Origin of the sequence: Mucilaginibacter sp. P19 (assembly GCF_050632265.1) — a bacterium.
GTDB lineage: Bacteria > Bacteroidota > Bacteroidia > Sphingobacteriales > Sphingobacteriaceae > Mucilaginibacter > Mucilaginibacter gossypii.
The window spans coordinates 4,310,151-4,322,413 of record NZ_CP192586.1; the positions used below are offsets into that span (position 1 = coordinate 4,310,151).

The window sequence follows — 12,263 nt, forward strand, 5'->3', positions numbered from 1 at the left end:
AATTGAAAATATTTTTTGGGGTCTATTTGCCAAACATGTGCAGCAATACCAGCGCCACTACCGACGGCAGGTAGTCAGTTAAGCCAGTGCGCAGATACCTCAAAGCAATAGTGATCTGGTTTTCGACGGTTTTAATGGAGATGTTTAGCCGGGTGGCTATCTCTTTATTGCTGAGATATTCTTTACGGCTCAGGGTAAAGATCTGCCGGCATTTTTCGGGGAGTTGAGCTACGCCATCTTCCAGTAAATGAGCAATATCATCCTGGAACAATTTACTATCGGCCGAATACTTTTCAACCAGTGTCTCAATCACGGCGAGATCTACCGATGCTTTTTTTGTGCGGAGATAAAATAACACGCGGTGCCTGATGGCTACTTTGAGATAAGCTTCAAGCGAAGTGATATTTAGCTGATTGCGCTTTGTCCACAGATCAATAAATAGTTCCTGCACCAGGTCTTCACAAACATCCTTATCCCTGAAAAGATTATAAGCCGCGTAAAACAACTTCGACGAGATATTTATGGTATAGAATTTCAAATGCCTTACGGTCATCAAGCCTTAACTGCTCCAATAACCGGGCATCGGGCCACATTTGATATTCCTTATCGTGAAGCATAGCGGCGGTAAAACGGTTTACTGATTGGTAGGGCATATTTACAAGAAAATTTTTAAATAAAAAAACTTTTAAATATTCCACCCATTAAACAGGTTACCTCATCAGCTAATAAAACATAATGAAATAGTGGCTGACACCCTGGTTTTAATTAATTGAATAGTTGCCTTTCTCTTGCCCCACCGCTTCCCAATATCTAACTTTGTATTATGCCAGTCACCCAAAACATAAAGGTTGCCGTTGATGCCGTAGTATTCGGATATACCTCCAAAGAGGGATTGTCCGTATTGCTCATTAAACGCAATATCGAGCCTTTTAAAAACAGCTGGGCATTACCGGGCGGCCTGGTAGCTGACCACGAATCGTTAGAGGAAGCTATTCAGCGTGAGCTAAGAGAGGAAACCGGTGTAAACATCACTTACCTGGAGCAACTGTACAGCTTTGGCCAGCCGGGGCGCGACCCGCGTAACAGGGTGATCTCCATAACTTATTATGGCCTTGTACGGCCCGACGCCTTTGTTGTTAAAGCCGCTACCGACGCCAGCGATGTAAACTGGTTCAATATCAAAAAGCTTCCCGCCCTGGCGTTCGATCATACCACCATCATCAGCGTAGCGCGCGAACGCCTTAAAAGCAAAATGCTTTATCAGCCCGTAGGTTTCGAGCTGCTTGAAGAAAAGTTCCCCTTTTCTGAACTCGAAAAGCTCTACCTCGCCGTGCTCGACCGCCCTATCGACCGCCGTAACTTTAAAAAGAAGATCACCAAATACGGCTTCCTCGAAGAAACTACCGAAAAACAGGCCCTCGAAGGCGCCGGCAGACCGGGTAACCTTTTCCGCTTTAACGAGGAAAAGTATTTTCAGTTGAAGAAAGAGGGAATTAGTTTCGAGATATAAGCCGAGCCCCTCTAAATCTCCCCCGGTTGGGGAGACTTTTAACTTTTCCATCGTCCCGAATTTATTTCGGGATCCAACATGCTAAGTCACCACTATGCTTGCGCCTCGGCTTATGGCGTGTTGAAATAAGTTCAACATGCCCACATCCGTCGTCCCGAATTTATTTCGGGATCTCACAGGCTTAGTCTCCGCTATGCTTACGCCTCGGCTTGTGGGGTGCTGAAACAAGTTCAACATGCCCACATCCGTCGTCCCGAATTTATTTCGGGATCTCACATGCTAAGTCTCCGCTATGTTTGCGCCTCGGCTTATGGCGTGTTGAAATAAGTTCAACATGCCCACACCCGTCGTCCCGAATTTATTTCGGGATCTCACATGCTATGTCTCCGCTATGTTTGCGCCTCGGCTTATGGCGTGCTGAAATAACTTCAGCGTGACCAGTTTATTTTAACACCATTACAAGTTTATCCCCAAAAAAATTAAAAAATAATTTGCGTATTAAAAACACATATTTATATTTGTGTATAATTAACGCAAATTAGAAATGAAAACAGGAGTAATTATAGCACGCTTTCAAACGCCGTACCTGCATGAGGGTCACCGGGAATTGATAGCACAAGTTAAGCAAAACCATGCCAAACTAATTATATTACTGGGCGTTAGCCCTATAAAAGGCAGCCGCAAAAACCCGTACGACTATTACGCGCGTGAAAAAATGATTAAAAAGGATTATCCCGAAATTGTAGTGCTGCCCATCAGCAATAACCCGAGCGATAAAATATGGTCGAATAACCTGGACAACCTGCTGAAAAGTGTTTTCAATGCCGAGCAGTTTTGTTTGTACGGCAGCCGCGACAGCTTCATTCCCTACTATAGCGGTAAATTTGAAACCATCGAACTACCTGAACATGGTGACTATAACGCAACCGAGCTACGCAAGCAATATGCCGATAAAGTTTTTGATTCAAATGATTTCCGTGCGGGCATTCTGTACGCTTACTATAACCAATATCCAAAGGTGTACCCTACGGTGGATGTAGCCCTGTTCAGGAATAACCGCAGCGAGATCCTGTTAGGCAAAAAAGCCATCAACAATAAATGGCGCTTTGTGGGCGGTTTCTCCGACCCGGAAGATGCCTGTTACGAAGATGCCGCCAAACGCGAGCTTACCGAGGAATGCGGCGACATGCAAACCACTGCCATGCAGTACGAAACATCGGCCAAAATAAACGACTGGCGCTACCGCAGCGAGGTTGATAAGATCATTACCCTGCTGTTTAGCTGCGACTTTATTGGCGGCGAACCAAAGGCCCAGGATGATATTGCCGACCTGGCCTGGTTTAAACTTACCAATCTGCCATTGATGATAAAAAATGGCTCTGTAAGCGAAGAACACGTTGAATTGTTTAATTTCATCACCGGCAAATACCTAAAAAACTAAAGCCATGAAAAAGGAAAATCTGATCCTCTTAGCCGACGCATATAAATACGCCCACCATAAATTTTACTACCCCGGCACCACCAATATTTACAGTTACCTGGAAAGCCGCGGGGGCATGTTCAAGGAAACCGTTTTTTTCGGTCTGCAATATTTTTTGAAAGAATACCTGCAGGGACCAGCCTTTAACCAGGTTGACCTTGATGAGGCCGACGAATTTCTGAAACAGGTTTTTGGCCGCGATGATGTGTTTGATTGCAGCAAATTTCAGTACATACTGGATAAATATAACGGCCACCTGCCGGTGCGCATCAAAGCTGTGGCCGAAGGCAGCAGCGTACCCACCGGCAACGTGCTCATGACCATCGAAAATACCGACCCTGAATGTTACTGGCTCACCAACTTCCTCGAAACGCTGCTGATGCAGGTTTGGTATCCCTGCACCGTAGCCACACTTAGCCACGAGGTTAAAAAAATAGTTACCCAGTACTACGAAGATACCGCCACACCCGAAGCTTTCGGCGGGATTGGCTTTGTGCTGAATGACTTTGGTTTCCGCGGGGTGAGCAGTGTGGAGAGTGCCAAAATTGGCGGAGCTGCCCACCTGCTTAGCTTTGCAGGCAGCGATAACCTTGCTGGCTCTGGCATGGCTATTAAATATTACCATGCAGAAAAAGTATATGGCCTCAGCATCCCTGCTACCGAGCACAGTATTTGCACCCTGCTTGGGCAGGAAGGCGAACTGGAAGTATTTAAACATGTGTTACGTGGTTTCCCCACTGGTGTTATTGCCTGTGTAAGCGATAGCTATAATATTTTCCGTGCCTGCAGCGAGTACTGGGGCGAGAACCTGAAACAGGAGATCCTAAAACGTGACGGCACCCTGGTGATCCGCCCGGATAGCGGCGACCCGGTCATGACCTTATTGGAGATCTTTAACATCCTGTTCGATAAGTTCGGCTTTACCACCAATGCCAAAGGCTATAAAGTACTGCCTCCGCAGGTTAGGGTGATCCAGGGCGATGGAGTTAATTATACCGAGATCGGCGTGATTTACAAAGCCCTGAAAGAAAATGGCATCAGTGCCGAAAACCTCGTGCTTGGCATGGGCGGCGCATTACTGCAAAAAGTCGACCGTGATACCCAGAAATTTGCCCTGAAATGCAGCAGTGCCATCATAAACGGTAAGGAGGTAGCTGTAGAGAAAAGCCCGACCGAAATGGACGCCAATGGCAACATTACCACCAGCTTTAAAAAGAGCAAAGGCGGCAGGCTTAAACTGGTAAAAACTACTGAAGGCTATAAAACCATTCAGCAGGACGAACAACCTGAACTTGCCGATCAGCTGCAAACCGTTTTTGAGAACGGCCATATCATGAAAGATTTTACCTTTGAACAGGTGATCGATACCTTACAGAACCAATAAATCACATTAACAAAAAAGCTTTATGCTTTAGGCCTTCTGCTTTAAGCTCTTATATAATGAAGAAACTACTTTTTGCCATAACCGGATATGAATACCTTGCCGAAAAAGTGCTTGCCCTTGGCCATTGCGAACGCGGAGAAATTGAAGTAAGCCACTTTACTGATGGCGAGCGCTATCAGCGCATCCTATCCAACGTGGAAGGCAGAGAGGTGCTGCTGATCGGCGGTACCGTGAGCGATAGCGCCACGCTTGAACTGTACGACCTTGCTTCGTCGCTGGTAAGTTATGGTGCCGATTCGCTTACGCTGGTGATCCCCTACTTTGGTTACAGCACCATGGAACGCGCCGTTAAACCCGGCGAAATTGTGACCGCCAAAACCCGCGCCCGCCTGCTCTCGGCCATACCAAAATCAAACCGGGGCAATAAGGTGATGTTATTCGATCTGCATAGCGAGGGCATCCAGTACTACTTTGAGCAGGACCTGTACCCCGTACACGTATACTGCAAAGATATTGTGATTGAAGCGGCCACCCGATACGGCGGCGATAACTTTGTAATGGCCAGCACGGATGCAGGTCGTGCCAAATGGGTTGAGTCATTAGCTAACGACATGGGCGTAAATGCCGCTTTCATCCTGAAACGCCGCCTCAAAGGCGACCATACCGAAGTAAGCGCCATCAACGCCGACGTAGCCGGCAAAACAGTAATTATTTATGACGACATGATCCGCTCAGGCGGCAGCATCGTAAACGCCGCGCTGACTTACAAAAATGCCGGTGCAGGGGATATTTATGTAATAACCACGCATGGTTTGTTTGTGAACGATGGAATTGGCAAGTTAAAAGCCTGCGGGGCTATTAAAAAGCTGATCTGTACAGATACGCATGTGAATTGTAAGGATTTGGAGGGGGATGATTTTGTAGAGGTGCGGACTGTGGCGGGGTTGATTTGTGGGTAGTTTCAAAAGGTGGATGACAATCATCCAGTTGCATGCATGGTTTATACCTTGCATGCGGGCCACAAGGCACAGCCTTGCGGCCCGCATTTGAATTTTTTCGTTACCGCAAGACTGTGCGTTGTGGCAAATGTGCTAAGTGTCAAATTTGCTTGCGGCAGCTGGGCTCTGTTTAGCCGATCAAGCGCTGATCCTTTCTCCGATTTGAAGATAAGGCATGCATATTTGGTCGCTATAGAATAAAACTTCCGATCCCTTAGGGCTTGAATGAGAAACGCTATATCTTAAATCATATATTACCTTATTTTTAAGATCATAGATATTGTTTATTTCTTCGACGTTATCATAGGTCACAATCCAGTGTTTGAGTGAACTGTCCTTGATGGCATCCGCAATTAGTTGATGGTCATTGTGAGTATAGAAGTTTGTATAGAGCTGTTTGCCTTGGATATAGTAAGGCGGATCGAGAAATACCAATCCTTTAACATCGCTATCAGGAAGAGTTTTCGTTATTAAATTTAAAGCGTCTTGTCTGTAGATGTGAATATGATCTGAAAGATTGGCAATTGTATTAATTCGCTTTACAAGATCGGCCTTGTTGTAACGCGCATCAATTTTAAAATTACCTGTTTGGTCATTCCCGCCAATAACGCCGGCCTTTATAACTCCTGATCTATTCGTTCTGTTCATGAAGAACGTGGAAAAACCTAAGTCTATATGGTCATAATTGTCTTTATCCGACTGTATGGCTCTCTGTTTTCGCCATTCAGTCATGGTTACAGGTGTATCCCAAACTCGTTTTATGAATTCGTCCGTATCACGCAATATTGCATACCAGAAACTATGAATTGCTTTGTCATAGTCGTTTATATGTATTTCGGATACATAATCCTCAATGAGGAGACCAAGAGCGATACTTGCGCCACCCGCGTAGGGTTCGCAGTAACTTCCGCCATCAAGATTGTTGTGAAGGATTAAATCCTTCACAAACTGAAAAAGTTTGCCCTTTCCACCGGGATAGCGTAAAGGTGAATAGTATTGTTTACCGCTCGACATTTACGGTTTATTGGGTTTATTAATAATCATATCAATTACAGCAATTACCAACGGTTCTAACGTCGTAAAGTCAGTTCTAAGTTGCACTGCCGATGTAGTGTAATGTCTTGGAGAATGTTTGTTCGCGTTTCCCTTTTCGGATATGTCTTTTAAAACGTGTTGAAAGTCTCGTTTATCTGCCTTATTATAATTCAAGTTGTTATTCAATATCGAACCAAGATAGCCGTCAAAAGGTGTTCCGTCCTGCCTACCGCACAACGCCGTTAATGATTCAAAGAAACTCCAAGCGCCTACATAAAGTAGTTGAGCATGCTGTATTGCTGATACTACGCATAAAGAACGATAGAGTGAGATTAATTTCTGAGATTTTAACGAAACAAGGCGTTGTTCTATTGCATCGGATTTCTCAATTCCATAAATTCGATCCTTTGTACCAACAGGAGACGCAGATTGCTGTGTACCTGTCGCTTGACCGGGAGAGGTACTTGAATTTGTTGAAGGCGTGGAATCCGTAGAATTCGTTGCGGCGGGTGATGAGCCGCCAGAAGGGTCTGTTGGCGACTGACCACCTGTTTCAGAATTGCTATCGGTTGGAGCCTGCGATCTAACATTATCAGGAGAAAGACTGAATTGTTCAACAAAGGCGTCGACTGATGCTTTATCGGCATACTTTCCGCTTCTGGATAAACTTAAATCTTTATTCCGCATCGCTTCAAGAAAGCGAGTGACTTTCTCAATTGCGTCTTTAACGAGCTTCTTATCCGCCGTGCTTTTTATCCGCTGATGTCTACCGGAAAAGATACTGTTTGATATAACCCCTTTATCTTGCGCAGCCCTGAAAATCCTGCGGAAGACTTCATGTGAATAGTCGCCGGAATCCATAAAAGCTGTCCATTCTGGGTGTTTATTTTCTGTTTCAAGGAGCAGCGCAATGGCATACCATTCATTGCCACCTTCCATTTTCTGATCGTATCGAAAACGGGCAGCACCGTAAGCGCTCCAGTTTATTCTGGCTTTTCCTTGTCCGGCCGCATGTCTTTCATATACGGTCTTATATATCAGTTGTTTGTCATCTGATACTTGTGCGAAAACATTCGCCAAATCGACAGTGTAAGCTTTTAACAAATGATCTGCATGGTCTTTAATTGCTGTCGATGGGCTAAACTCTTGGGGGTTATTGAGAACTTTTAACGCTGCAAGACGGCGATTTCCATCAAGTACAATATTTTTCTTGCCGTTCTTATAGACAAGAAGGAGTTCTCCCAAATTATCCTCCGCAATGCTTGACATTAGGTTTTTAAAATATGCTGGGTTTGCTGAATAGATTTTTGCAATACAGCTTTTTTGATCATCTGCTTCTTTAAAACGGTAATTTCCCTGATCTAAGAGCAAGTCGTCTATTTTGAATTTTTCAACCTTGTTAAAACGCATATAATTGGATAAAGGCTAAGTATACTAATATTCTGCTATAATACGATTTAATATTTATAACTAAAAAATTGTATTTTCCTCCTCTCAACTGGTCACAAATGTCTAATTAGGTGAGGTTGCAAATTCGTCAAAAATCTTTTCAAAGCAAACGGACAAGGTACACGCGACACGCGTGCACAAGCAATTGAACACTTAATTTGTATGTGGTTATCGTCATTGGCTCTATGTATCGTCCTAAAATAAGTTTACAGATGTAAACTTATTTTAGGACGATACAACATGACGATCCGCTTGCATAACTTAGCATGATGTCCACAAGCGAGGACGCTTGCGGGAGCGTTGAATTTATAAACTAATCTATTTCTACCTTAACCAGCCCTTTAACACCAGCATAATCTCGTGCGCTGCTATAGAGATATTCATAATCATTTTCAACAAAACCGGCAACTACAGGATTATTGTGGGTATAATCTATTTTTTGCTGTATTACGTGATTACTCCAAAGCTCAACAGGTTGGTTATGTTGTTGCCAAAATTGATTTTTTGTATTATTTGAGTTTGCTGCGCCAGCTTTTTTAAATGAATTTAAAAGCCATTCGCGTCTGCTCTCTTGTGTATTTTCATCAATCAACTTGATAAGTTGTCTCGATGTTACAGATTTAAAACCACCTATCAACTCCTCGGGTTTAATCCGCTCTGATCGAAATACCAAATGAACATGGCTTGGCATAATACACCAGGCATATACTTCCATTCCCTTTTCATGCACACAAAAATTAAGATTATCTACCACGCAATCAAAGTACAATCGTCGCACAAATACATCAATCCAAAACACCGTGGCAAAACTCACAAAGTACATTCCTTCGGAGTTATGGAATTTATAATTACGGCTCATATTTAAAAATACATTTTATCTTTCTCTATCCCAACATCTCCTTATAACCCACATTTAGTTAATCAACCAGCCTGTTGTTTTAGCATGATGTCCACAGGCGAGGACGCTTGCGGTAGCGTTTGATATCAATTTTACTGAATCGCTTTTAAATAGCTTATCAGAAACTACAAATTACTTTAATACCCGGAATATACTTGAAACCGGCATCCTGTGCATATACCTGTTGATTTATAACTTGGGGAGTTGCCCTGAATGATAGGTTATTATCAACTGAATAAGAATGCAGGAACTTCGCATCGATGTATGCATCAATTGCCTGGACGCCACAAACTGCCAGAAAACCCATTATACTCAAATCCCTGTTTCTTCTTGAATTCTCCCGTACATCGCTCAATCGGGCATCGGAAACCTGGTAATCTCTAAAAAGAATATATTGTTTGTAAAAGGGTGCGCCCGGGCCTGGCGGGTCACCCTGACGATATCGCGATATGGTGAGATACTCATTGTATTGGTGCTGGTTATAGATTATTGCCGAGGCCAGGAGGCCCAAGCCACCATAAATCAACGGTACTTTCCACCATCTGTGGTTATAGATCTGTCCATAACCTGGAATCATTAAGGAACGCATAACGGCCTTGTGCGGAATATGGGAACTATCCGGATGATATATTCTCTCTCGTGACTGATCAATTTTGGGCGCAAAAGAAGCAGATAGGGATCGAACAGGCGAATGTTTTTTTGATGTATCGATTATGCCGGTTTCTATCCTATCTAAGGTTTGAGCGTTGATGATAGATGATAAAAAGCTCATCAAGAAAAGAATTAGCAGAAATTTCAGCATTGATGATTTGTGACTTGAAGTAAGGTTCAGATTTGTAACTAAGCTTATTAACGATTTAATTATAACTTATGATATTACTTTTTATTATTTCTTTTAAAATGATAAAAAGCACCTGAAACACGGCTGTCGCAGTGGTTGGTTAAACTCCCCTTGGCTGGTGCTCATGTGTAGCACGTTCTCAACACTGACTATCTTATAGTTCATGGTGTTTACACGCACAATTTCTACCTTTATAAATACCATGCTAATCCACAAAGAAGTCAAAGATCGCGAACTCTACGTATACATGAACGGCAAACTCATCTACAAAAGATGGCTTGATACAGGGGCATCAAAAGTATTTGATGTTATGGCTTATGATAAATATACTCTTGCGAGTATCAGGGAAATAAAGCAGGAAGAACACCAACTAATTTCTGTTAAAGCTTTAATAAAGCTAAAAGCAACCAAAGATGGCGGAAGACGAACAGGTATATTAAGCGGATACCGGCCCAATCACGTTTTTGAATATAACAAAGATGGCAACAGGTTTGAAACATACATCGGGGATATTAGGTGGGATGATGGGTTTACAATTGAGCCCGGTGAAGAAAAAGCAGTAACTGTAAGATTCCTTTTAGGTTGGAAAATAGAGCGCTACTTAAATATCGGCAGAAAATGGTGGATACACGAAGGGCCAAGATGCGTTGGAGAAGCGGAATTGTTTGAATTTTTATAAAATTAATCATAGCATACGCCGCCTTTAGTTGGTGCACGCGTGCCGCCCCCGCTGGCGCTTGCGGCAGCGTCGGATTTTATAGGCTAATCCCCCGTCACCTCGAAATACTAAAACTACCGCTTATTTCCACCACCTCACCGGGCGCCCCTACCGAAAAATTGAGATTAGTTTTAGTTTTAAACGTTCCCTCAATTAAGGTGTCGCTCGTTTTATATTTTGTGATCTGGGTTGTACCACGTTCGTAAAGCCCCCAGGTCATGGTGTAATTATTTGAAGGTATAGAAAAGCCGCAGGTATACAAATCAACTTCCCCCCTTTAAAGCCAAGATAAGTCAGAAGAAAGCCCTGTGTTCTGTCGGCACTGTGCGCAGAGATCATGGTTGTCGGGCTACCATTCCAGGGTTCAAAAGTCTCGCTCATCGACAGGCTATCTTTAGGCGTTTCAAACGTATAGGTTTTTCCATTTACATTTATTGTTACCTTACCAGCTTGCGGTACAGTACACAATGAAGCCAAATAGGCATTTTTAATGCCGGCCCTTATCGGGTTATTGCTGTTTTGATGAATAATTTTGTTTTGCTCATCATAAACAACCAATTTACCATTGTAACCATTGAACTGGCACAGAAGGAAGGTAAACTTAAAATAGCCATTGTTATCAAGATTACTCAGCATCTTTTTGCCGTTAAAAGTAAACTCGGCCCTGCCCTTCACGCCGTTAAATCCGCAATCTTCTATTTTACCCTCAAAGGTGGTTATGTATAGCGCCAAATTAACAACCAGTGGTTGCTCCAATTTTTTATCGACCGCAATTGGCGGGATTAAAAAGGCGTTCAACATATCATAACATGGCGATGCTACGGCTGTACGTATTTGTGTATTGGCCGGCACGTAAATTAATGCAACGCCTTTCGAGTTAATTCTTACGCCCGAAAAACTATTAACGGCGTAATTATCTATACCGCAACCAAGCCTAAAAAAGCTGGCCGGGTTTGAATTGCCATCCGTTACATAAGCCCTGAGCAAAGCTTGCGGATAAGCTGTGCCCCATTGCAAATAGGATAGGCTTGTTGTGCTACCGGTAAAATATTGTCCGTTCAAGGTAGCGTCGCCGGCTTCTTTCCAGATATCATCGGCTTCGTCGTAACTCCATATCTTTATTGGGTTGCTTTTGTTAATGTAAACATATCGCCAGTCAATTTTATAGGTATAATTAACCGGCTTTACCAGTTTAAGCAGTTGCCCCGTGTTGCCATAAACCTGCACATTCATCCCGCCCCAATGGTCTAACACAACTTTCTGATTCGTTGCCGTTAAAGCCCTGGTATCCCCCGGCAATTTATCCGCATATTCGCTAATGATATTGGGAGGCATTTTTACGGTCACGTTTCCATTATAGGCACTTCCGTCTTGGTTAACAAAGCTATTAGGCTGAAAAACCAGCGTAGCGTAGGTAGTGGTAATGGTACCGCCGCTTGCCGATCCGAAACTTCCGACGGTTTGTTCCAAAACTAAAAGGTAAGAGAGGTTTTCTATCGTACTATTCTCTTCCAGGGTAAAGGTTTTACTGAATTTGAAATACCCTTTTTTAGATATCGAAAGTTTTACCTTATCAGCGTTACTTACTTTGCCGGTATACTCAAACAAGCCGGAAGCTGAAGTTGTGATTTTATGTCCATCTATAGTAACATCCACTCCTTCGGCCGCGGAGCCATCAGGTTTTTTTATATCACCTGATAGTCCAATTTCTGCCGCTCCCGGACCGGGTGTAAGTGCTGGTATTATTTCTTTTGCGTTTTCTCCTTTTCTACATCCATAAAAAAATAAAACAGCAAAACACAGTATGATAAGGCGGTTTAGTTTCATGCTCAAAAATAGCTAATATCCACCTTACTATAAAAGCCAATTACTATTATGCTGTCAATTCCCGTTGCCGTAAGTACTCACTACCGCTTACGGTAGCATTGACTTTTATAAGCTAATCACCTA

Annotated in this window: 13 protein-coding genes; 5 read left to right on the top strand and 8 right to left on the bottom strand. The window is 43.2% G+C overall.

The annotated features are described in order from the left end of the window. Positions 1-22 precede the first annotated feature (22 nt). Positions 23-538, bottom strand: a complete 516-nt coding sequence (locus tag ACQ86K_RS20940; protein WP_431198687.1) for an RNA polymerase sigma-70 factor — start codon at positions 536-538, stop codon at positions 23-25. Next, entirely contained in the window at positions 486-653 is a 168-nt protein-coding gene (locus ACQ86K_RS20945) for a hypothetical protein (RefSeq protein WP_431198688.1), read from the bottom strand. Before ACQ86K_RS20945 ends, ACQ86K_RS20940 begins: the two co-directional genes overlap by 53 nt. A gap of 170 nt (positions 654-823) precedes the next feature. Between ACQ86K_RS20945 and ACQ86K_RS20950 the strand changes: the two genes are divergently transcribed. The 4 genes from ACQ86K_RS20950 (at position 824) to ACQ86K_RS20965 (ending at position 5,333) form a co-directional block, all read left to right on the top strand. After that, positions 824-1,510, top strand: coding sequence for an NUDIX hydrolase (locus tag ACQ86K_RS20950; RefSeq protein ID WP_091162075.1), 687 nt, complete (start codon positions 824-826; stop codon positions 1,508-1,510). A gap of 544 nt (positions 1,511-2,054) precedes the next feature. Further along, entirely contained in the window at positions 2,055-2,951 is an 897-nt protein-coding gene (locus tag ACQ86K_RS20955) for an NUDIX domain-containing protein (RefSeq protein WP_431198689.1), read from the top strand. 4 nt (positions 2,952-2,955) lie between these two features. Continuing rightward, a complete protein-coding gene (locus ACQ86K_RS20960; protein WP_431198690.1) occupies positions 2,956-4,374 on the top strand; it encodes a nicotinate phosphoribosyltransferase in 1,419 nt (472 codons plus the stop codon). Positions 4,375-4,430: 56 nt separating this feature from the next. After that, on the top strand, positions 4,431-5,333 hold the full coding sequence (locus tag ACQ86K_RS20965) for a ribose-phosphate diphosphokinase (RefSeq protein ID WP_431198691.1): 903 nt from the start codon (positions 4,431-4,433) through the stop codon (positions 5,331-5,333). Between the two features lie 177 nt (positions 5,334-5,510). Here the strand turns inward: ACQ86K_RS20965 and ACQ86K_RS20970 are convergent, their stop codons facing one another. From ACQ86K_RS20970 to ACQ86K_RS20985, 4 genes are all read right to left on the bottom strand, one after another. Continuing rightward, the gene (locus ACQ86K_RS20970; RefSeq protein ID WP_431198692.1) at positions 5,511-6,386 is read right to left on the bottom strand and encodes a DNA adenine methylase; all 876 of its coding nucleotides are present in this window, start codon (positions 6,384-6,386) and stop codon (positions 5,511-5,513) included. Further along, positions 6,387-7,817 carry a hypothetical protein gene (locus ACQ86K_RS20975; protein ID WP_431198693.1) on the bottom strand — a complete coding sequence of 477 codons (1,431 nt, stop codon included), beginning with the start codon at positions 7,815-7,817 and terminating at the stop codon, positions 6,387-6,389. A gap of 352 nt (positions 7,818-8,169) precedes the next feature. Further along, a complete protein-coding gene (locus ACQ86K_RS20980; protein WP_431198694.1) occupies positions 8,170-8,715 on the bottom strand; it encodes a transposase in 546 nt (181 codons plus the stop codon). A gap of 157 nt (positions 8,716-8,872) precedes the next feature. Then, positions 8,873-9,556: a DUF5683 domain-containing protein gene (locus ACQ86K_RS20985; protein WP_431198695.1), complete on the bottom strand. Its 684-nt coding sequence runs from the start codon at positions 9,554-9,556 to the stop codon at positions 8,873-8,875. 286 nt (positions 9,557-9,842) lie between these two features. Between ACQ86K_RS20985 and ACQ86K_RS20990 the strand changes: the two genes are divergently transcribed. Further along, complete coding sequence (locus tag ACQ86K_RS20990; protein WP_431198696.1) at positions 9,843-10,274, top strand: hypothetical protein; 432 nt, start codon at positions 9,843-9,845, stop codon at positions 10,272-10,274. 94 nt (positions 10,275-10,368) lie between these two features. On the opposite strand, the gene ACQ86K_RS20995 is transcribed toward ACQ86K_RS20990, so the two are convergent. Together ACQ86K_RS20995 and ACQ86K_RS21000 are read right to left on the bottom strand one after the other, a co-directional pair. Beyond that, positions 10,369-10,533: a hypothetical protein gene (locus ACQ86K_RS20995; RefSeq protein WP_431198697.1), complete on the bottom strand. Its 165-nt coding sequence runs from the start codon at positions 10,531-10,533 to the stop codon at positions 10,369-10,371. Further along, positions 10,530-12,140, bottom strand: a complete 1,611-nt coding sequence (locus tag ACQ86K_RS21000; protein WP_431198698.1) for a hypothetical protein — start codon at positions 12,138-12,140, stop codon at positions 10,530-10,532. The genes ACQ86K_RS20995 and ACQ86K_RS21000 overlap by 4 nt, the downstream gene beginning before the upstream one ends. Between the last annotated feature and the right edge of the window lie 123 nt (positions 12,141-12,263).